Below are 21,312 nucleotides of genomic sequence, written 5' to 3' on the forward strand. Positions count from 1 at the left end.
GCTGCGACGCCGTCCCGCCGTACTGCGGATCCCACCACACCGGCCCGTCGGCACCGTACGGGTAGACGATCAAGAAGGCGTGCGAGCCGGCGGCCCGGACGTTTCCGGCTGCGTCGAGGTTGAGCTGGCCGGCGTGCTGATCGAAGCTGAGCCAGTCGGCGACGACCAGGGCGGCGCTGCCCGGACCGGCCGCCGCCACCCGCTCCTGCAACTGTGCGTACTGCTCGGCGACCGCCGCCGCCCGGTCCGCCGGTGCCCCCGGCAGCTCCGTCGCCGGGCCGACCCATTCGCCGCCGAGCCACTCCTCGGCTCGGCCCACCCCGTCGGACTCGCCGGTCAGCCGATCAATGGAGCCGTCCGGCAACACATCCGACCACCTCGGCAACGACACCATCGGCCGACCAAGGAAACTCGACAAACCCGCCAACGAACAATCCATACAATTGTTACCCCGACCAGACCGCGCCGGACCACCATCATTCACCAACCCACCAAACGGATGCGACGACGGATCCGCACCCACCACAAAACCATCACCCGACCACAACACCGACTCAAGATCCGCCTGAAAACCCACATCCTCCAACGGCGCCAGATTCAACGGACCAACCGGACGCGACCCCGACAACCCACCGCCACCAACAACAGCAGACCCAACTACTCCGGATCCGACTCCGTCACCGGCCACACCTGCCGACCCGAAATCCGACCCAGGCGACGCTCCGTCGAGTAGCGGCCGATCGTCACCGGTACGGGCAGACTCCCGTGCACCGTCACCGTCCCGTCCCGGTCGATGATGTAGCTCCCCAGGCCGATCTGCATCCCCGTGCCGCGCTGCTGTGGACTCAGCGTCTCCTGCGCCAGCCAGCCGAACTCGAACTCGTGCAGCGCCATCGGATTCGGCGTGCCGACCAGCCGTTGGATCAGTTCCTGCGCTTCGTCCCGGGTCACTGCTGGTCCCTCCACCTGCCACTGTCGGCGCGTCCATCGACCACAACGTGTGGGTGCCGGCGACGAGGTGCGCCGGCGGGGTCGACCACGTCTGGCCGTCCTGCGGATCCCACCACACCGGCCCGTCCGCACCGTACGGGTACACGATCAGGAACGCGTGCGAGCCGTCAGCCAGGGCGTTGCCGTCGGCGTCGAGCTGCAGTCGCCCGGTCGACTCGTCCACGCTCAGCCAGTCGGCGACCACCAGCGCGGCGCTGCCCGGACCGGCCGCCGCCACACGCTCCTGCAGTTGTGCGTACTGCCGGGCGACCGCCACCGACCGCTTCTGCGGCGACCCGGGCATGTTCGCCGGCGGCGCGACCCATTCGCCGCCGAGCCACTCCTCGGCCCGGTCGACGCCAGCCACCTCGCCGGTCTGTCGGTCGATGGAGCCGTCCGGCAACACATCCGACCACCTCGGCAACGACACCATCGGCCGACCAAGGAAACTCGACAAACCCGCCAACGAACAATCCATACAATTGTTACCCCGACCAGACCGCGCCGGACCACCATCATTCACCAACCCACCAAACGGATGCGACGACGGATCCGCACCCACCACAAAACCATCACCCGACCACAACACCGACTCAAGATCCGCCTGAAAACCCACATCCTCCAGCGGCGCCAAATTCAACGGACCAACCGGACGCGAGCCGGCCAGCGGCGCATCGCCGCCCGCCACGGGTACGGCCCGGTCGGCTACTCCGGTGGCGGGCCCGGCTCCGGCCACACCTGCCGACCCGAGATCCGGCCCTGCCGACGCTCCGCCGCGTACTCCTCGACCACCACCGTCGCCGGCAGGCTCGGCTGGGCGGTCACCACGCCCGTCAGGTCCACGATGAAGCTCCCCTGACCCATGTGCATCCCGGCTTGCCGTTCCTGGGTCGACAACTCCTCCCGGACCAGCCAGCCGAACTCGAACGGATACATCTCGATCGGGTTCCTGCTGCCCAGCAGTCTGCTGATCAGTGCTCTGGCCTCGTCCGCGGTCATCGACGACCCCTCCCTGCTCCGGCAATGTCGACGACTCACCTGCGGCATTCGCCGACGCCAGGGTTGTTGACCCGGTGTCGCGGCCCTCACCGGACACCGGCCGGGTGCCGGTCAGGTCGGGCTGGCCTCCTGGCAGATCCGGGTCAACTCCGTCTCGCTCGGCAACGGGACCGTCGTGAAGTGATGCGTCACCGACTCCGCCGTCATCCTGTCGACCCCGCGGAAGTTGTTGCGTTCCTGGTTGACGAACAACACCGCGATGGCCACGTCCGGTTGGCAACTCCACTTGGCCGTCGGACGGTCCCAGATCACCGCTTTGGTCGGACCCGGGTCGTTCGCCAGCGCGATCACGTTCGCTGGGTTGTCCGACGGTCGCGTCGGGTGGTACAGCAGATAGTACTGGAACATCATGTCTGCCATTGCCGTCCATCCAGGAGTCCGGCCCAAGTCCAGGCACGTCAGTGTAGTCGAGTCCGCGGAAGGCAAGTACATCGCCGAAAGTACGTTGCGTTGCCGAGAGCCACTCACCGTACCGCTGCCGAACAGTGTTGCCTGATCCTGATGAGGTACTCGAATCGACCCTGTCCAGCCATCGTGCGAGCCCGTTGAACCGTGCCTCGCCGAAGCGATCAGCGAGAACGTCGAGGCCGCCTGGCAACTCGGCTGTCAACCCAGCCGACCTGTTCAGAGCGAGGATATCAAGGAAGGCATGCACGCGATCAACCGGATGCGAGTCGCCGTCCCGCAACACCTCATAGAATTCGTGCGTATGCTTGCCCACTCTCCAACTTGCCTCAGTTGGAAACTGAATTTCGTACAACCGTCCTTCGGGAGAACGGAGAGTGGCATTCAGGCCGAAAAACCGGTTGCCGGGGTGCCAGAAGATCTTTCCTGACACCACTAGGTGATGCACCTCTTGGAGCCCGTTGAGGATTTGATCCACGGTGGACCCGTAGGCTGGCCCACCGGGACTGCGCACCGAAAAACGTACGACGTCGTTGATAGCGGCCAGCGCTCCGGCCACGTCATCGCCAACTGGGCGGTATTCCGTCACGAATTTTCGGGCCAGTGACTCCGGTTCCTTGACTCGGTTTTCTGCCCCAAGCAGAGCGGGCGAGTCGGCACCGGAAGTTCCGGGCTGTGCCCGCATCCTGGAAATGACTTGTTCTACGGCTCCCTGGATTGCCAACGCGGCGGCCTGCGCAGCCGCTACTCCCCGATACAACTCCTGCTTCTCGGTCTCGGACAGCCTGTCGAGGTACTCCGTCGTTTCTGTGGCAGCGTCGGCTAGATGCTCGCCCTCTGCTGGCAGATCCGGGTCAGCTCCGCCTCGCTCGGCAGCGGCACCGTCGTGAAGTGATGCGTCACCGACTCCGCCGTCGCCCGGTCCACTGCCCGTACGCTGTGGCGCTCCGGGTCGGCGTACAGGATCGACGCCGCCACGTCCGGTCGGAAGCCCCACCTCGACGTCGGACGGTCCCAGATCACCGCCTGGGTCGGCCCGGCGCCGGCCGCCACCGCTATCACGTTGACCGGCGGCTGGGTCTGGTCGTCCGTCCGATACAGCAGGTGGTAGCGGAAAATCAGGGTTGGCATCTGTGCTTCCTATCGCATCGGGATCGAATCCGGGCAGGTCGGATAGGTCCAATCCTCGCGCAGCCAGCTCCTGCCGGAAGCTGCGACTCGGGTCGGCGGCCAGCCAGTCGACGTAGTCCTGTCGCAGGCCGGCCTGGTCCTGCTTGCCGATCCACTTGGCGAAGCTGGTGCCCTTCGGCGGGCCGTACCGCTCGGTCAGTGCCGGCATGCCACCAGGCATCCGGCCGGCGATGTCGTGCGCCTTGTTGACCGCGAGGATGTCGAGGAGAGCGTGCATCCGGTCGGCCGGGGTCGCCGCCGGGTCCCGCATCACCTCGTACGGCCCGTGGGTCTGCTTGCCGATCGCCCAGCTGGTGGCGGTGGGGAACTGCACCTCGAACGTGCGGCCCGTCGGTGAGACGAGGGTGCAGTTCAGCCCGAAGAACCGGTTGCCGGAGTGCCAGAAGCTCTTCACGTCGGTGACCTGGTGGCCGCTGGCGACCAGGGCGTCGAGCATGCCGGTCACCGCCGGCCCGTACGCGTCGGTCTCCGGTGCCCGTACGGAGAACCGCACCGTGTCGTTGGTTTCGGCCAGCGCCTCCGGGAGGGTGTACCCCTTCGGCTCGAACTCGGTGCTGAACTTGCGGGCCAGCGACTCGGCGCCCTTGACCCGGTATTCGCTGCCCAACGGCGTCAGGGCAGCTGCGCCGGCCAGCCCGAGGTCGGCGTTGAGCTGGTCGCCGATCGTCTCCAGCTCGGCCAGGATGGCGTCGGCGTCGACCTGGGCGGCCTGCAACTCGGCGAGCAGCGCGGCCCGGTCCGACTCGGTAAACGCGTCCAGGTACGCCGGCCCGGAATCGGTCGGCCCAGTCGGATCGACCGGACCGGCAGGCTCGGCGGGTCGGGTGGCGGTGTCCGGGCTGGCCGGCACCGGATTGCCGGCGGCGTCCAGGACGATCGACCAGACGCCGTCGACCTCGCTGTCGTAGATGGGCGCGGTGTCGGAGACGGTACGGCTCTGCGCGTCGATCCAGATGATCCGGCCGTTGTGGTTGACCGCGTTCCAGGTGTGCGCTCCGCCACCGACCGCCGCGGTCCAGCTCGTGATGATCAACGCGGCGGAGCCGTGGCCGGCCCGCAGCAGCTGGTCGGCGACCGCCTCCAGCCCGGCTGGCCCCCGCCCGTTGGGCTCGAAGCCTGCGCCCAACCACTGCTCCTGTCGCCGGGTACTGCCCGGCTCGGCGGGCACCGACGCGTCGACCGACGCCGCCACCTGCGGGTCGCCGTACCAGGTGGCGAGGACGGACAGGCCGACGTCGGCGCAGTTGGTGGCGCGGCCCGGGTTCGCCGGGCCACCGTCGTTGACCAGCTCCGGCCACCGGCCATCGCGCGGGTCCGGGTGTACTTCCGGACGGCCGTCCGATCCGATCGGTACGGCGTCGGTCAGCGCCTGCTGATCGGCGGGATCAGGCGGGATCAGGCCCTGCCCGTCGCCGGTGGGTCTGGTGTCCGGCAGTGGTCGCCCGTCGCCCAGCGCACCGGATTCGGGGGGTGCGACCGGGCCGGGCAGCCGATCGGTGTCCACCACCGGGGTGACGCCGAGTTTGTCGAGCATCGGCCCACACGAACGGCACGGCGGCCGGTAGTCGCCGCGCTCGTACACCACGTCGATGTCGAGCGCCCGGCGGAACTGGTGGGTCACGATCCGCGCCCCGGCCAGCTCCGATCGGGCGTACGTCTCGAAGTCACCGGGAGCGCCGGAGTCCCGCCACTGCTGCTCCAACTGGTAGAGCACGTCGGAGACCAGGGCGACCTCGGCGCAGTGGCCATGCCCGCTACCGGTGCGGCTGACTTCCTGCGCCACCTGCGCCAGCACGGTGTCGACCAGCGGATGCGGGGTCGGCCTGGTCGCCGGGTCGGTGCTCTGGTCGGCGGTCATGCTGGTGTGGGTGGTGAGCTGCCCGCTGCTGGTCATCAGCGCGCCGACCACCCCGGGCCGCTTGCCCATCGAGATGCGCTCGCCGGGCGTGATCTGCTGCTGCTGTCGGGTGACGGCGTCCTGTACGGCGTCGACCAGTGCACGGGACGCGGCGATGAGCGCCTGGTCGGCGTCGGGCCCGGTGGGGTCGCCGTCGAACCCGACCGGCGCCAGCTGCCAGCTGTGTGTTCCGGTCCCGGTGCGTCCGGCCGATCGTTGCAGGGTGTCCGGGTCGACCTGGCTGCCGGCCCCCGGCTGGCCCGGCGTGGACTGGCCCGGCGTGGACTGGCCCGGCGTGGACTGGCCCGGCGTCGAGTTCGCCGGTCGGCCTGGTTCGCCGCTGCTTGTTGCTGGCGGCGCGGCGGGTGGCGGGCCGAGTGAGATGGAGCCGGCGGACGGCCCGGACAGCGTTCCCGGCGGTCGGGCCGGTGTCGTCGCTGATGTGTTGGCCGGTGCTGCGGCGGGCGTGGTGGCTCGTGCTGCGGCGGGCGTGGTGCTGCCGCTCGGCTGGGTACCGCTGATCGAGGCTTGCGCCCCGGTCGAGGCGGTGGCCCCGGTCGACGCGGTACCCGCAGGTGCGGTCGCTGACGATGCGGTCGCAGCCGGCGGCGTTGTCGCTGGCGCTGGGGCGGTGGCTGGCGAGGCAGCGGGGGTCGCCGCCGGGCCGACGGTGGTCGCCGCCGCAGGTTGACCGGTCGCGGCCGGGCCGGGTGCCGCGACAACGGTCTCCGGCTGCGCTGTCCCGGGTCGGGTGTCCTGGCTGGCGGAATCCAGCACCGGTGGACTCGGGGCAGGGCTGTCGACACCTGGATCGGCAGCCGGGGCGTCGACCACCGGGGCGGTAACCGCCATGCCGGCCGGGGCGGGATCGGCTGGGGCGGCATCGGCTGGGGCGGCATCTGCGACCACCGGTGGCGGCCCGGCAGGGTCCGCTGGCGCGTCGACGCCCGGTACCACGTCTGCCACGGTCGGCCCGGGAACGGCCGGTGGGGCCGACGCCGAGTCGTTGGGGTCGCCTGCCACCACCGCATCCGACCGGGTGACCGGCGGCGCGACGGCGGTGGCCGAGTCCGGCGGCGCGGCTGCCAGGGAGATGGAGCCCGCTCCGGTGTCCGGCACCGCCGTGGGTGGCGGTGCGGCGGACGTCGCCGGTGCTGACGTGGCCGGGTCGCCATGGGTGGTGGTAGTCCCGTTGGCGGCCGTTCCGGTGGCGCCGTCGGTGTCCGCACCGGTGCCGGTGGTGCTGACGTCTGTGTCGAGCGCGCTCAGATCGATCCCACCGGCATCGACGCTGGGTAGCGCCGCGGTGCCGGCGAGATCCGCCCCGTTCGGCAGTGTGCCGGTCGGCGGCGCGACCCCGCCCAGCCGGTTCGCCAGGTTGGCGGCCGCTGCACCGGTGGAGGATGCCGCCATCGTCGCGCCGCCGCGCCCGGCGCCGCTGGTGAACCCGCCGAGCACGCCCGCCCAGCCGGGGTTGGACCACTGCTGGGCGACGGCCAGGTTGGCGGCGACGCTGGCCGCTGGCGAGACGACGGCGTTCTGCATGCCGGCGGCCACGGACCGCCCGCCCCAGCGGACCACCCCACCGCCGCGGAAGTTCAGCGCTGGTGGGCGGAACGACACCGGAACCCGAGGGGCGATCGTGTTACGCAGCAGCCGGTTGCCGCCGAAGCCGAGCATCCCGCCGAAGGCCCCGCCGACGCCGGAGGTCAGCGTCCGCTGGCCGTCCCACTCACGTCGGTTGCCCTGTGCCATCTGGAACGCCTGCGCACCGACGTCGATGATCAGTTCTTCGCCGATCTCCTCGGCCAACTCGATGCCGAGCTGGGTGCCGAGCCGCCGAACCCCGATTCGCTGTACCTGGGTGGTGGCCAGCCGCGCCGAGCTGCGCAACGCGACCCGCATCCCGGCCCGGGTGACCATCTGCCGGCCGAGTTGCGCAAGTAGCCGGCGGAAGGCGACCATCACCGCTTGCCGGCCAGCGGCGAGAATGCCGGGGATCGCACCGGCCGACACGCCGCCGAGCCAGGCCATCAGCAGCGCCACGAAGACCGCGATCACGGTGATGCCGACCGCGATCAGGATGGTCAGTTTGGCGTACTCGATCTCGGTCGCGGCGGCGTCGCAGCCGCTGGCGAACGCGTCGGTCGCTTCCTGCAGCACCGGCAGCCCGGTGTTCGGGCCGATGCCCACCTGCCGCCAGAAGTTCGCGAACTCGCCGCCGGCGTCGCCGCCCCAGCTCTCGATGATCCGCAGCGCCGCCGGATCGGCGTCGGCGAGGGCAGTCCGGACGGCCTCGCCGAGTTCGCGCCAGGCGCTGGCGAGCTCGCGCATCTGGTCCTCGTCGCCGACAGGCCAGGCCTCACCGGCGCTGGCCCAGGTGATCGCGTCCCAGACCCACCCGTACTCCCCGAACCACTCCCTGGGGTTGATGATCGCCACGCCGTGGGTCCTCCGAGCGCCGCCGGGCCAGCAGGGTTACTTGCCGCCGAAGCTGCTGGAGACATCGTCGTCGTCGGCGACGGTGCCGTCGACGGAGGAGACGATCCGCACCCCGACGTCGGAGACCGCCTCGACGAGTTCGTCGCCGGCGTCGAGGGTCACCTTCGCCGGTGCCTCGTCGCCACCTTCCAGGTAGTGCTCGTTGAAGGCCCGACCGGCCTCGTCGTCCCCCCAGGGTCTGCCGTCGTTCATCGCGCGGATCGTGCCGGTGATCCGGTTCCAGTCACCGGCGAGCTTCTCGGCTGCGGCCCCCAGCGCGCTGCCCGCCGGGCGGGCAGCATCCGGGTTGAGGAAGGTCTGCTGCGGATCGGTCATTTGCGGTCTCCTCCCGGCAGGTCGACGTCGAGCTGGCGGAACAGTCCGTCCAGGTCGAAGTCCATGTGCGCCTGGAACTGCGCGTCGGGCACGAGTGGCCGGCAGATCCGCTCCACCTCGGCCATCGCCTGGTCGGTGGCGACCCGGATCGTCTCGGTGATGGTGGTGGACAGTTTCGACGCGTTCGGCTGCCGGTAGACGCGCGGATCGAGCTCCACCTTGGTCACCTGCCCGCGCGGGCCGACGGTGACGGTGACGAGCCCGTCGTCCGAGGTCACGGTGGCGGACACGGCACGTAGTTGCTGCTGTAGCTCACCGACCCCGGAACGCATCCGGTCGAACTGCGCCATCAACTCGTCGGCTCGGGCTCGCAGGCCCTGCAGGTCCATGGTGCCCTCCCCGTCACCGCGCCAGCCGGGCACCAGGGCACCGCCCCGGCGAGGCATGTCCTGACGATACTGAATGTGTGCCAACCACACGAGACCTGTCGCCGGCTCGGCCGCTCGGTAGGATTCCACCACCACTGGGGACGTCGGGAGGTCAGCAGATGCGGTCTGCGTCCTGGTCGGCCCGGCTGGTGACGATCGCCGCGGCGGCCGTGCTGCCCGCTGTGGTGGTGGCGTCGCCGGGCTGGGCGGCACCTGGCAGCTGCCGCAGCCCGGCCGAACCCGGCCAGGTCGTCTCGCAGCTGTCGTGGCATCAGCGGTGGCTGGCGCCGGAGCGGATCTGGCCGGTCACCGACGGATCCGGGGTGCGGGTCGCGGTCATCGACTCGGGAGTCGACGACGACCACCCACAGCTGTCGGCGCGGGTGACCGACGGCACCGACGTCCTCGGCCTCGAAGACGACGGCAATGTGGACTGCGCCTCGCACGGAACTGCGGTGGCCGGTGTCATCGCCGCCACCGCACGTGACGGAGTCGGCTTCCACGGCATCGCGCCCGGCGTGACGATCGTGCCGATCCGGGTCGTCGAGCAGCTCCAGGCACAGGACGGCGGTGCCACCTCGGCGGGCGACCGGCTCGCCGAGGCGATCGACTTCGCGATCGCCGCTGACGCCGACGTGATCAACATGTCGGTGACGATGTACGACCCGGACGAGGCGGTACGGGCGGCGGTCGAGCGGGCCAGGAACGCCGACGTGGTCCTGGTGGCGGCCGCCGGCAACGAACACCAACGCGGCGAGCGTCCTGATCCCACGCCGTATCCGGCGGCCTTCGACGGGGTGATCGGCGTCGGTGCGATCGACGAGTACGGCATCCGGTTGCCGGATTCGCAGGTCGGCGAGTACGTCGACCTGGTGGCGCCGGGCGGTGCGGTAATCGTGGCGTCCCGGGTCTCCGGGCACCGGGTGGTCAGCGGCACGAGCTACGCGACGCCGGTGGTGAGCGCGGCTGCGGCGCTGCTGCGTGCCGCTGAGCCGCAACTCTCCGCCGCCGAGGTGGCCCGCCGGTTGATCGCCACCGCCGATCCGGCCGCCGGTGGCCGGTCGAGCGGATACGGCCAGGGGGTGGTGAACCCGTACCGGGCGGTGACGGAGGCGTTGTCCGATGGCGAGCCGGTGGCGGCGCAGGCGTTGCCGGCGCTGGTGACCGATCCGGTGTTGGCGGCGCGGACGGCCAGGTGGCAGCGGCTCGGGCGGGTCGCGGTCGGGGCGGTGGCCGGCATGGCGCTGGTCGCGGCGGCCATCGCGGCGACGATGGTGGCCGTGCCGCGTGGTCGACGGCGGCGCTGGCGGCCGACCCGCTCGACCGACGGCACCGGCACCTACTCGGGCACGACGTCGGGTGACACATCGACCTGGGCGGATCCGCAGGAGACCTACTTCGTGGTGCCCGGGCCGGCGCGGCGGTGACCGCAGCCGGCGGTGGATCGACACAGTGACGGCCCGGCGCGGCGGTGACCGCGACCGCTGCCCGATGGCCGGTCGCGGTCACCTGCCGGATCGTTCACCCCTGGATCACTCGAACTTGGCGCGGTTGGCGGCCTCCCGGGCCTGCATCCGCAGGGCGGCTTCCCGCAGGGCACCCTCGATCCGGGTGAGCAGGCCTTTGAGGTCGTCGGCGGCCGACTCCCACTCGGCCTGCCGCGCCAGGTACGCGGTCTGTGCGGAGCCTTCCCAGCTCGCGACCAGCGGCTGAATTCCGGTCTTGAGACCATCGAGCTCGCTCATCATGTTCTTGGCCGCTGAGCCACAGTTGTCGGCGGCGCCATTCAACGCGGCGAAGTCGTAACGAATATCCATCTTGTTTCCCCCGGTCAGAGCTTGAGCGCCGCGGTGATCTGGCCAGCGGTGGCCCCCGCCGAATCCATCTCCGACTTGATCTCCTCGTCGCTGACTTCGTAATCCTTACCGGCCGAGCCGACCGCTTCGGCAATCGACCGCAGCGCCAGGTTCAACCGCGCCATGTCCTCGTCGAACGACTGGCGCACCTGCTGGAACGAGCCGGCACCGATGCCCTTCCACTGGTCGTAGAGGGGCGCGAGTTGATCCATCAGCCGGTTCAGGTTTCCGGTCAGTCGATCCGCGACGGCATCGACGTCCTTCTCGGTCTGAACCATCAGTCCGGTATTGGTGTTCATCCCGGTCATGGCGGCTTGTCACCCCGTCCTCTGTTGCGATGCCCACATCCGTGGACGGCCGCATGGCGCGCGTAGCCGCACCATCTGTCAATGAAACGGTAGATGCTCCTGTCCAGTGGCGCCAGAGCATGCCGGCAAACCGACTCTCCCCCGACAACCACCCGATGATCCACAGTAGTTGCTCAGGCCGGTGACCTGGCGGCCGCCGGATCCAGGGCCGGGCCACTCGGTAGCCGTACCACCAGACTCGCGGGCAGCCGCACCGGCTCCACCTGCTGGTAGCCGAGCATCGCGGCGACGGCCCGGTCCGCGAGCGGATAGCGGATCCCCAGGTCGGTGACCAGGTTCAGGGTGCCGGCCGGGGCATCCGGGCTGGGCATCGACTCGACCAGCGCACCGTAGCCCGGCTCGATGACCACCTGGTCGGCCAGGGGGACCCCGTCGGCGGTGCGCGCCGGGGTGACGATCGCTTCGGTGACCGGATCCGTGCGCGCGTCCAGCAGCACCTGCGGCTCGTGACTGCCGGGCTGGTAGCCGGCGCACACGCTCTGCTGGCCGTCGACGAGCCGGACGATCTCCGGCCGCTGCTCCGGGGCCTGCACGCGGCCCTGCTGCGGCGTTTCCGCGCGGGGGGCACCGACCACGGTGGCGGCGTCGACCGGCAGCGCCTGTGGACGGTCGCCGTCGTACGCGGCCCGCGTGCGGGGATCAGCCATCAGCACCTCGGTCTGCAACGCGGTCAGCGCGACCAGGTGGTCCCGTTCCGCCAGGTAGTACTGCCGCGCGCCGGCCTGGTTCTCGACGACGTAGATCCGGCCGGTCACCGCGTCGGGCAGCGCGCTCGACGGCCCACCGCGGCCGGCGACGCCGCGGGTGCCGATCGTTTCGCCGGCCGGCAGCGCGTTGAGCCAGGCACCGCCGACCAGCACCACCGGCTCGGCGCGCAATGTCAGTCCTTCCAGGACAATTTCTTCGTCGACGAGCTCGTGCCGCTGGTCGCGCCAGACGAGGTGCAGCCGGTCGGTGTCGGCATCGCGGACCAGCAGGGCACCGTCGCCGGCAGCCCGGCCACCGACCGGCGGTCGGCCCACCGTCAGCACCGTCGTGCTGACCAGCGCCCCGGACTGGTCCCGGACCGCATGGGAGCACAATGTCCAGGCGCCGTCGAGGATCCGCTTCGCCTCGGGCAGGGCGTCCGGGGCATCCGGGATGCCGATCCGCCCGGCCCGGGCCGTGCCCACCAGCGAGTTGCGGGACACGCTGGTGATCGGCACGAAGGCTTCCATCGCGAGCAACGCCGACGAGTAGTTGACCACCGGGTGGAGTTGGCCGTCGCGGTAGACGTACCGGGCGCCGGTCTCCTTCTCCAGAATCACTGATTTGCCGTTGCGCCAACCGGTCGAACCACCGGGGACGACGAAGCCGAACACCCCGACGGCGGCGAGGCAGAGCACCGCGACCATGATCCCGCCGAGTCCGGCACCGCCGAGCCGCCGAAACGGGGCTACCGCCGGATCCGGGTCGCCGGCCAGCAACGCGGACGTCATCCGCTGCACGAAGAACTGGTACGACTGGACCTGGTCGCGCCGCGACGGCATGTCCGGCAACCTCCTACCTGCCCGGTGCCGCGTGACTACCCCGCGCGGCGTGCTGCCTACCATAGGCAACGGCCGCGACAACGTACCGTGTGGTCCGGCCCCGACACCCGGAAGGATCATCGATGATCGGCCGCGACGAGGCCCGCACGCTGGCTGAGGGTTGGGCCGCCGCCCACGGCGGCGGCCCGGACCCGCAGATCGGCCTGCACGAGTTCGATCAGGGGTACGTCGCATGGCTGGTCCCGTCCGACCCGGGTGCGGATTCCGCTGCCGCCGGACCGCCGGGCAGCAGCGGAACACCACGCATCGTGATCGACCGGGAATCCGGCGAGGTCAGCGAATGGCCGCCGCTGCCGGTCCCGGTCGTCGCCCAGCGGTACGCGACGGAGCGGGCCGCCGACCGCCGGTTCCCACCGGACGTACGGCATGTCCTGGAGACCGCAGGCTGGTTCCCCGGCCGGGACGTCAGCGCCATGGTCGACAACTGGTCGACGCGCTGGGCCGACGAACTCTCCGGCCTGGTCATGTCGGCGGCCGCGCGGGCCGCCCTGGTGGAATTCGGCGGCCTGACGTTTCCGCAGTTCGGCGCGGACGGCACCGCCGACGCCGGCTTCCCCACCTTCATCCACCCGGTACGCAGCGGTCTGGTCACCGAAGAGGCCCGGGTGTTCATCGACGAGCACGACCACCAGGTCTTCCCGTTCGGCGGCAACTCCGACGGCCCGTCCGAGTTGGTGGTCGACGCCGAGGGCCGGTTCGTCATGCTGCACTGGGCGGGATACCGATTCATCGACGCCGGCGTCGATGAAACGCTGATCCGACTCATCCGGGGCGGGCCGTTCCCGCCGCTGCGCCCCGACAAGTGGTGACCTCGCACAGGTAGGTCACCACGGCAACCGGGATCGACAGCCTCAGCCGTTGATGGCCCGCATGAACCCGTACAGCCCCAGCACCGAGCAGGCCACCGGCACCACCGCCAACTGCAGCACGACGTCCAGCCCGTCGCCGAGCCGGGCCAGCCGGGGCGACGGCGGGCGTCGGCTGTAGACCATGCCGGCCGCGACGACCGACGCGGCCACCAGCAGCAGCACCGGCAGCATCGCCAGCCGGGAGCCGACGGCCAGATCCCCGGCACCGACCAACGTCAACAGGGCCACCCCGGCCAGCCCTACCACCAGCAGCGGCAGCCGGTGCCGAACCGTCGGCACCAGCCGGGCCCGGAGCAGGAAGCCGCCGGTTACCACGGCGACCAGCAGCAACGCACCGACCGACCCCGCGAAGGTGAGCAGTGTCGACCCGGCCGCCGCCGTCACCGCAGTGCCGAACATCAGCCCGGTCAGTACCTCGTCGGCACGCGCAGTCGCCTGGTAGATCACCGTCCGGTCCGGTTGCGGTTCGTCGCGGACCAGATCCTCCGGCGTGCGCGGCAGCGCCGGCATCGGTAGCTTGCCGGCCCGCACCGCGAGCAGCGGCAACGCCGGCAGCAACAGGGTCACGAGGCTCACCACCACGGCGGCGGCCTGCGGCGCGTCCAGCGATCCGAGTGCCAGCAGCGCGCCGAACGCACCGCTGACCCCGACGACGTTCGCCGCAACGAAGATCCGGCTGGCGTCGCCGACGCCCAACATGCCCAGCATGCCGGCGAGGGCCAACGCCGCGCAGCCGACCAGCACATGCGGTGCACCGAAGCTGGTGATCGGCTCCCCGGCGGCCAGCAGCAGAGCGCCGCCGGCGAACGCGTACGGCAGGGCCACGGCCGCCAGCACCGCACCGGCCAACGAGTCCGCCATCGCCCGCGACAACACCACGCCCACCGCGACCAGTACGGCGGCCGTCCCCAGCAGCGCCACGCCGACGAGCAGTCCGGCACCGGTCGCGGTCACCACCGCCACCAGGGCGAGCAGCAGCAGGGCGGCGGCCGCCAGCAGACCGGTCGACCGGGTCGCAGCGGGCGTCCACGGCAGACCTCGCCGCCGGGCGCCGGCCGCCACCGCCTCCATCAGATCGTCGTAGGCGAGTTCCGGCCACTCGGTACGGCGCGGCGACAGGTGCAGCGTCTCGCCGTCGCGGACCTGCTGCGCGGCCAGCGTACGGGTCAGATCCAGGGTCGATCCGTCGGTACGGCGCAGCGACCAGCCGCCGCCGGCCATCCCGTCGGACGGGTTCTCCTCGGCGTGCCGCAGCACTGCGGGGAGCAGGCCGACGATCGGCAGGTGCTCCGGCAGAGCCAGGTCGATCCGCCGAGACGGCGCCACGACAGCGATCCGGGCAAGTCCGGTGCCGGCCTGGGTGACCACTGGTGACTCCTCTTGGCACTCTCCCCATGGCGGCAGCCTGGGGCTGTCCTGACTCGAGAAGGCTACCTACCATGTGCCCGTGCCATCGGCGCCGGTCGCATCGTGGAAGTCCGGGCGTCACGACGACGGGGAGGACGTTTACGTGGGAACGGTGGTGATACGGCGACCGGTACGCCAGCCTGAGCCCGAGTACCCGTCCGGTGAGGTCCTGCTGGACGCGCCGCCCGAGGTCCCGGCACCGACCGGCCGGTCCTGGGGGCAGCTGATGATGCTGCTGCCGATGCTGGCCGGCTCGGTCGCGATGGCGCTGATGTTCGCCGGTCGGGGCGGTTCGACGCTCAGCTACGTCGCCGGCGGGCTGTTCGGGCTCTCCGCGCTCGGCATGCTCGCCGCGCAACTGGGCAACCAGGCCGGCGGGCCGAGCAAACAGGAGATGGCCCAGCGCCGCCGGGAATACCTGGCGCACCTGGCCCGGCAGCGCCGCCGCGTCCTCAGGACGGTCCGCCAGCAGCAGCAGGCCGCGTTCTACCGGCATCCGGATCCGCCGGCGCTGTGGTCGCTGCCGGTCGGGCCGCGGCTGTGGGAGCGCCGCCGGGGAGACCCCGACTTCGCCACCGTACGGGTGGGACTGGGCCGGCAGGAACTGGCGACGCCGCTGGTCCCGCCGCCACCGACGTCGCTGGAGAAGCTGGAGCCGATGTGCGCGCTGGCGCTGCGTCGGTTCCTGATCACCTATGCCACCGTGCCGGACATGCCCGTCGACATGGCTTTGCGCGGCTTCGCCCGGGTACACCTGCGCGGCGACGTCGACCGGGCCCGGGCCCTGGTACGGGCGGTGATCGCGCAGGCCACCGCCTTCCACGCCCCGGACGACCTGCTGCTGGCCGTGTGTGTCGCCCCGGCCCGCCGCGAGCAGTGGGAGTGGACCAAGTGGTTGCCGCACGCCCTGCACCCGACCAGGACCGACGCGGCGGGTGCGGTGCGGCTGGTCTCCCCCACGGTCACCGGGCTCGAGGCGATGCTCGACGACGTCCTGGCCAACCGGCCCCGCTTCAACCTTTCCGGCGGCGCCTCGGCGGCGTCCGGGCCGCATCTGCTGGTGGTCATCGACGGCGGCGACCCGGCCGGGTCCGACCATCTGATGACCGACGGTGGCGTGGAGGGAGTCACCATCGTCGACCTGTCCGAGCCCCCGCCACGGGTGCTGGACCGGGCCCGACTGGTGCTCGACGTCGACACTGAGGGTGCGATGACCAGCGTCACCCTGGACGGCCCGGCGGACATCGGCGTGGCGGACAGCTGCACGATCGCCGAGGCCGAGTCGCTGGCGATGCAGCTGGCGCCGCTGCGGCTGTCCGCGACGTCGCGCGGCGAGCAGCCGCTCAACGTCGAGCAGGACCTGGCCGACCTGCTCGACCTCGGTGATCCGGCTGAGTTCGACGTCGAACGCGGCTGGGTGCCCCGGCCGAACCGGGACCGGCTGCGGGTACCGCTCGGGCTGACTCCGGACGGCACGCCGGTCGAGCTCGACCTGAAGGAGTCCGCACAGGACGGCATGGGTCCGCACGGCCTGCTGATCGGCGCCACCGGTTCGGGCAAGTCCGAACTGCTGCGTACGTTGGTGCTGGCCCTGGCCGCCACGCACTCGTCGGAGACGTTGAACTTCGTCCTGATCGACTTCAAGGGTGGCGCGACGTTCACCCGGCTGGACAAGTTGCCGCACACCAGTGCGGTGATCACCAACCTCTCCGACGAGCTTCCGCTGGTCGACCGGATGACCGACGCGATCAACGGCGAGCTGGTACGCCGCCAGGAACTGCTGCGGTCCGCCGGCAACTACGCGTCGCAGCGCGACTACGAGAAGGCACGGGCAGCCGGGGCGGCGCTCGACCCGATGCCCGCGCTGCTGATCATCTGTGACGAGTTCTCCGAACTGCTCACCGCGAAACCCGACTTCATCGACATGTTCGTCCAGATCGGACGGGTCGGTCGGTCGTTGAGCGTGCACCTGCTGCTCGCCTCGCAACGACTCGAAGAGGGCCGGCTACGCGGCCTGGACACCCACCTGTCGTACCGGATCGGCCTACGGACCTTCTCCGCGATGGAGAGCCGGGTGGTGCTCGGCGCCACCGACGCGTACGAACTGCCCCGCTCCCCCGGCCACGGCTACCTGCGCTTCGGCACCGAGCCGCTGGTGCGTTTCCGGGCCGCGTACGTCTCCGGCACCTACCGCAGCAAGACCGCCGAGGCGGTCGCCGCCGGCGACGGCGACGACCGGGTCCAGGAATACACCAACCAGTACGTGGCCCCACGCCTGCCGACCGGCCCACGGCAAGCCGCGCCGGAGCCGACCGACGCGGTCGGCGAGAGTCTGCTCGACATCCTGGTCAGCCGGCTCGCCGGCCGGGGCAGGCCAGCCCATCAGGTGTGGCTGCCGCCGCTGGGCGACCCGATGACCCTCGACCAGATGCTGTCCCCACTGACCGCCGACCCGGAACGCGGCATCACCGCCGCGAACCCCGCGCTGCAGGGCGAGCTACGGGCCGCCGTCGGTGTCATCGACAGACCGTTCGAGCAGCGGCGCGACGTGCTCTGGCTGGAACTGGCCGGATCCACCGGGCACACCGTGATCATCGGCGGCCCACAGAGCGGCAAGAGCACCCTGCTCCGTACGGTCGTGTCGGCGCTGACGCTCACCCACACGCCGCGCGAAGTGCAGATCTACTGCCTCGACCTGGGCAGCGGCGCCCTTGCCTCGCTGCGCGACCTACCGCACGTCGGCGGCGTCGCCACCCGGCTCGACGCCGGCCAGGTCCGCCGTACCATCGCCGAACTGCGGCTGCTGATGGTGCAGCGGGAACGCCGGTTCGCCGAACGCGGCATCGACTCGATGGCCACCTACCGGCGGGAACGCCGCCACGGCGGGCACACCGACGACCCGTTCGGCGACGTTTTCCTGGTGATCGACGGCTGGGCCACCGTCCGGGGCGAATTCGAGGACCTGGAGCCGGCGATCAACGACATCGCCAACCGTGGGCTGTCGTTCGGCATCCACCTGATGATCACCGCCGGCCGCTGGATGGACCTGCGCCCGGCCGTACGCGATGTCTTCGGCACCCGGCTGGAGCTGCGCCTCGCCGACGCCACCGACTCCAACCTGGACCGACGCGCCGCGATGAACGTGCCGGAGAAGTCACCCGGTCGGGGCATCACCCCCGATGGGATGCAGTTCCTCGCCGCGCTGCCCCGCGCCGACGGCGAGTCGGACACCGAGACCCTCGCCGACGGCAGTCGGCGGTTCGTCACCGACGTCGCCGCAGCCTGGCAGGGGCCGGGAGCACCACCGATCCGGCTGCTGCCGGCAGTGGTCCCGTACGAGAGCATCCCGGACACCGGGCGGTCCGGCGTACCGATCGGCATCGCCGAGATCGACCTGCAGCCGGTACACCTCGACCTCGGTGCCGACCCGCACTTCATCCTGTTCGGCGACGGCGAGTCCGGCAAGAGCACCTTCCTGCGGGCCCTCGCCCGAGGCATCGTCGACCGCACCGACCTCACCCAGGCCCGGCTGATCGTCGTCGACTACCGGCGCAGCCTGCTCGGCGACGTCGAGACCGAGCATCTGATCGGCTACGGCTCCTCGGCGCAGGTCACCGAAGGCCTCCTCGTCGAAGTGGTCAACGTGATGCGTGACCGGCTACCCCCGGCCGACGTGACACCCGAGCAGTTGCGCGCCCGTAGCTGGTGGAAGGGCCCCGACCTGTACATCCTGGTCGACGACTACGACCTGGTCGCCGGGGGCGGCACCAACCCGCTGCTGCCGCTGCTGGAGTTCCTGCCGCAGGCCCGCGACATCGGGCTGCACCTGGTCGTCGCCCGCCGCAGCGGCGGTGCCAGCCGGGCCCTCTACGAACCGATCCTGATGCGGCTGCGCGAGCTCGGCACCCCTGGCCTGGTCATGTCGGGCAACCGCGACGAAGGAGTCCTACTCGGCAACGTCCGACCCGGACCGCTGCCGCCCGGCCGGGGTTGGCTGGTCACCCGCCGCGAAGGCACCCGATTGGTCCAGTTGTTACATCTACCGTCGCGAACGTGACGGGCGGTTCACATCGGTTGCGCCAACGCGATAGTTTTATCGTGGCTGATGTACGCGGGGAGGACGCATGGCCGACGACTGGCTCGCCAACGAGATCATCGAAGTCGACATCGAGAAACTCGACGACTTCGCCACCTACGTGATGGACGAGTTGCGGCTCAACTTCCAGCCGAGTCTGGAGAGCGGGATCAACCACATGTTGACCATCCCGGTCCCGTTCGGCGGCTCCGGCCTTTCCGAGGGCCGGTACTTCCAGGGGCGGCACGACGAGAACCGCCAGGCCGCTGCCCAGTTGCTCGGCGAAGTAGCGAAGGGCCTCGCCTCGCTTTCGGTGGCCGCGAAGTCGATCTCCGCCGAATACCTCAACGGCGACGCGCTCACTGAAGCGGACAACAAGACGATCCACGAAGCCTTAATGGCTGTGGATGGCCAGGAAACACTCAGCGGGCTATGGCAGGACCCCGGCAACGACGTCGAGGATCCGAGTCTCGCCGTCGAGCCGGAGGGCTCCTCCCCGTACGCGCCCGGGGTCGCCGACACCGGGCTGTCGCTCTACGAGGCCGAAACGGTCGGTGAGGGCGCGGGCGCGTACGACATCGACGGTGATCGTGAGGACATGCACGACGAAAAGCTCGACAGTCCCACAGCTGAGCACTGAGGCACCGCGAGCAGGGCAGCGAGGAGCGGTGATGTCCGAAGACTACTTTGGCTGGCGTCCGATGTCGGTTCCGTATCCGTACGGCAACAGCGACTACGTCACCGTCGACTACTCGGATCCCAACCAGCGCTACGAGCCCACCGTATGGAGCAAGGACACCACCAACATCGAGACGATGTGGGGCTGGATCCAGAACGAGAGCGACGAGCGGGTGCTGGCCGTCGCCGAGATGTGGCGCCGGATCAACGTGCTCCTGGAAAGCACCCGCGGCAACCTCCAGCGGTACGCGACCGCGCTGGCCGCCAAGTGGCAGTCACCGGCCGGTGAGTACTTCATGCAGCGGGTGGGTGCCACGCTCTTCTCGCTCGACGAGTGGCGGGAGGCCGCAGACAGCAACTACCGCGGCCTGGAGCAGTTGGCCTCGACGATCAAGACGGCACAGCAGAACTTCAGACCGCTGTGGGAGCAGTACCTCGTCGAGGCCGCGAACCCGGACGATGGCCTGCAGTGGTCCGACACCTACGACTGGATCCCCGGACTGACCGGCCGGACCCGGCAGGACGTCATGGACGACTACTTCGAGCGGGCCCGGGACATCATCAAGCCGCTCGCCGACACGTACATCGACGTCTACATCAGCCACATCACCCGCGGCACCATGTTCAAGGGCCCAACCGACGCGGCGATTAATCACCCGCAGGACATCCCCACGCCCAGCCCATTCGGGGCGCCGCCGGGAGCGCCGCCTGGTGGCGGCCCCGGGGCACCGCCCGGCGGGCCACGACCCGGCCTCCCCGGCGTGCCGGGTCCCGACGCGCCGGCACCGCCACTTCCCGTCAACGGCCAACCGCCGCCCCGGGTGCCGGACGGGTTGAACCTGGCCGGCGGGGCGGTCACCGCACCGGCTCCGCCGCCGGGTTCCGTCGTGCCGCCGGGCGTCGGTCCGGCACCGGGCCCACCGCCAGCGGTCGTGCCGCCGGGCGCGGGGCCGATCGGACCACGACCGGGCAACCCGGGCACGGCTCGGCCGAACCTGCCGCCGACGCCGGGCGGCAACCGCCCGACCGCAGCTACCCGGCCGCCGGGTCCACCCCGGCCGGCGTTGCCGGGAGCCGGCGCACCGCCGCCGGCGAAGGGCCCGGCCACGCGCGGGGCAGCACCGAAGCCGCCGACGTTGCCCGGCAGCACCAGCCCGACCGGGAGCGGTGCCCGGCCACAAGCTCCGGGCAGCCGGCCACCGCTCGGCCGGGGCACCCCGCCCGACGGCCCGCAGTTGCCGGGCAACACGTCGGGTCGCCCGGCCCGGCAAGCGGGCGGTGCCGGGCGGCCGGCAGCGCCGCCGCCGAGCCTGGGCGGGCAGCGCCCGGCCGCGAAGTCGACGGCCAGCGGCCCACGGCTACCGGGCCCGACCACGCCGGGCGCTACCAGCCGGAGCGCCCCGGTCAAGCCGCAACTACCTGGCCGGGCCGGGCCGGCCAAACCTGGTGGCACCACCGGCAAGGGGCCGGCGCCGACGCTGGGCGGTCAGCGTGGGCAGGCCCCGGCCGGCGGTGGTGCCCGGCAGCACCGCAAGTCCGACGACCAGCAGCAGGGCTGGGCGTACGGCGATGGCGACGGCGAGCTGTGGGAAACCGAGTCGATGGCCGCAGGCACGATCGACACGCCCGTCGAGAAGCCCCCAACGGAGCAGGGCCGAAGCATCGGCCAGCAATGAGCGGTGA

General features: G+C 70.9%; 11 protein-coding genes and 1 pseudogene. 5 read left to right on the forward strand and 7 right to left on the reverse strand.

Going from position 1 to position 21,312, the window contains the following annotated elements; all coding sequences use genetic code 11:
- Positions 1 to 28: 28 nt before the first annotated feature.
- The 3 genes and pseudogenes from ACFHVL_RS08135 to ACFHVL_RS08145 all read right to left on the reverse strand — a co-directional run.
- Positions 29 to 7,876, reverse strand: a pseudogene (locus ACFHVL_RS08135) (toxin glutamine deamidase domain-containing protein); the annotation flags it as partial.
- Between the two features lie 144 nt (positions 7,877 to 8,020).
- Positions 8,021 to 8,359, reverse strand: a complete 339-nt coding sequence (locus ACFHVL_RS08140) for a hypothetical protein (RefSeq protein ID WP_416626644.1) — start codon at positions 8,357 to 8,359, stop codon at positions 8,021 to 8,023.
- Entirely contained in the window at positions 8,356 to 8,748 is a 393-nt protein-coding gene (locus tag ACFHVL_RS08145; RefSeq protein ID WP_416626798.1) for a YbaB/EbfC family nucleoid-associated protein, read from the reverse strand. The genes ACFHVL_RS08140 and ACFHVL_RS08145 overlap by 4 nt, the downstream gene beginning before the upstream one ends.
- Before the next feature lie 158 nt (positions 8,749 to 8,906).
- On the opposite strand from ACFHVL_RS08145, the gene mycP reads away from it, so the two are divergent.
- The gene (mycP, locus tag ACFHVL_RS08150) at positions 8,907 to 10,214 is read left to right on the forward strand and encodes a type VII secretion-associated serine protease mycosin (RefSeq protein WP_416626645.1); all 1,308 of its coding nucleotides are present in this window, start codon (positions 8,907 to 8,909) and stop codon (positions 10,212 to 10,214) included.
- Between the two features lie 105 nt (positions 10,215 to 10,319).
- On the opposite strand, the gene ACFHVL_RS08155 is transcribed toward mycP, so the two are convergent.
- From ACFHVL_RS08155 to eccB, 3 genes are all read right to left on the reverse strand, one after another.
- The gene (locus ACFHVL_RS08155; protein WP_326550385.1) at positions 10,320 to 10,604 is read right to left on the reverse strand and encodes a WXG100 family type VII secretion target; all 285 of its coding nucleotides are present in this window, start codon (positions 10,602 to 10,604) and stop codon (positions 10,320 to 10,322) included.
- 14 nt (positions 10,605 to 10,618) lie between these two features.
- Positions 10,619 to 10,942 carry a WXG100 family type VII secretion target gene (locus ACFHVL_RS08160; protein WP_416626647.1) on the reverse strand — a complete coding sequence of 108 codons (324 nt, stop codon included), beginning with the start codon at positions 10,940 to 10,942 and terminating at the stop codon, positions 10,619 to 10,621.
- A gap of 182 nt (positions 10,943 to 11,124) precedes the next feature.
- Positions 11,125 to 12,540, reverse strand: a complete 1,416-nt coding sequence (gene eccB / locus ACFHVL_RS08165) for a type VII secretion protein EccB (RefSeq protein WP_416626648.1) — start codon at positions 12,538 to 12,540, stop codon at positions 11,125 to 11,127.
- A gap of 122 nt (positions 12,541 to 12,662) precedes the next feature.
- Between eccB and ACFHVL_RS08170 the strand changes: the two genes are divergently transcribed.
- A complete protein-coding gene (locus ACFHVL_RS08170) occupies positions 12,663 to 13,409 on the forward strand; it encodes an SUKH-3 domain-containing protein (RefSeq protein ID WP_416626649.1) in 747 nt (248 codons plus the stop codon).
- Positions 13,410 to 13,451: 42 nt separating this feature from the next.
- Here the strand turns inward: ACFHVL_RS08170 and eccD are convergent, their stop codons facing one another.
- On the reverse strand, positions 13,452 to 14,837 hold the full coding sequence (eccD, locus tag ACFHVL_RS08175) for a type VII secretion integral membrane protein EccD (RefSeq protein ID WP_416626650.1): 1,386 nt from the start codon (positions 14,835 to 14,837) through the stop codon (positions 13,452 to 13,454).
- A gap of 142 nt (positions 14,838 to 14,979) precedes the next feature.
- Between eccD and eccCa the strand changes: the two genes are divergently transcribed.
- From eccCa to ACFHVL_RS08190, 3 genes are all read left to right on the forward strand, one after another.
- The gene (gene eccCa, locus ACFHVL_RS08180) at positions 14,980 to 18,933 is read left to right on the forward strand and encodes a type VII secretion protein EccCa (protein WP_416626800.1); all 3,954 of its coding nucleotides are present in this window, start codon (positions 14,980 to 14,982) and stop codon (positions 18,931 to 18,933) included.
- Between the two features lie 67 nt (positions 18,934 to 19,000).
- Positions 19,001 to 19,591 carry a hypothetical protein gene (locus ACFHVL_RS08185; RefSeq protein WP_416626651.1) on the forward strand — a complete coding sequence of 197 codons (591 nt, stop codon included), beginning with the start codon at positions 19,001 to 19,003 and terminating at the stop codon, positions 19,589 to 19,591.
- A 31-nt stretch (positions 19,592 to 19,622) separates the two neighbouring features.
- Complete coding sequence (locus ACFHVL_RS08190; RefSeq protein ID WP_416626652.1) at positions 19,623 to 21,305, forward strand: hypothetical protein; 1,683 nt, start codon at positions 19,623 to 19,625, stop codon at positions 21,303 to 21,305.
- Positions 21,306 to 21,312 lie beyond the last annotated feature (7 nt).

This window comes from Micromonospora sp. LOL_023 (assembly GCF_048060115.1).
GTDB lineage: Bacteria > Actinomycetota > Actinomycetes > Mycobacteriales > Micromonosporaceae > Micromonospora_E.

Coding starts and splice junctions, on each gene's coding strand:
- ACFHVL_RS08160 (WP_416626647.1), bottom strand. CDS start 10,942: ATGAACACCAATACCGGACTGATGGTTCAGACCGAGAAGGACGTCGAT.
- ACFHVL_RS08155 (WP_326550385.1), bottom strand. CDS start 10,604: ATGGATATTCGTTACGACTTCGCCGCGTTGAATGGCGCCGCCGACAAC.
- ACFHVL_RS08170 (WP_416626649.1), top strand. CDS start 12,663: ATGATCGGCCGCGACGAGGCCCGCACGCTGGCTGAGGGTTGGGCCGCC.
- mycP (WP_416626645.1), top strand. CDS start 8,907: ATGCGGTCTGCGTCCTGGTCGGCCCGGCTGGTGACGATCGCCGCGGCG.
- eccB (WP_416626648.1), bottom strand. CDS start 12,540: ATGCCGTCGCGGCGCGACCAGGTCCAGTCGTACCAGTTCTTCGTGCAG.
- ACFHVL_RS08140 (WP_416626644.1), bottom strand. CDS start 8,359: ATGACCGATCCGCAGCAGACCTTCCTCAACCCGGATGCTGCCCGCCCG.
- ACFHVL_RS08190 (WP_416626652.1), top strand. CDS start 19,623: ATGTCCGAAGACTACTTTGGCTGGCGTCCGATGTCGGTTCCGTATCCG.
- ACFHVL_RS08145 (WP_416626798.1), bottom strand. CDS start 8,748: ATGGACCTGCAGGGCCTGCGAGCCCGAGCCGACGAGTTGATGGCGCAG.
- ACFHVL_RS08185 (WP_416626651.1), top strand. CDS start 19,001: ATGGCCGACGACTGGCTCGCCAACGAGATCATCGAAGTCGACATCGAG.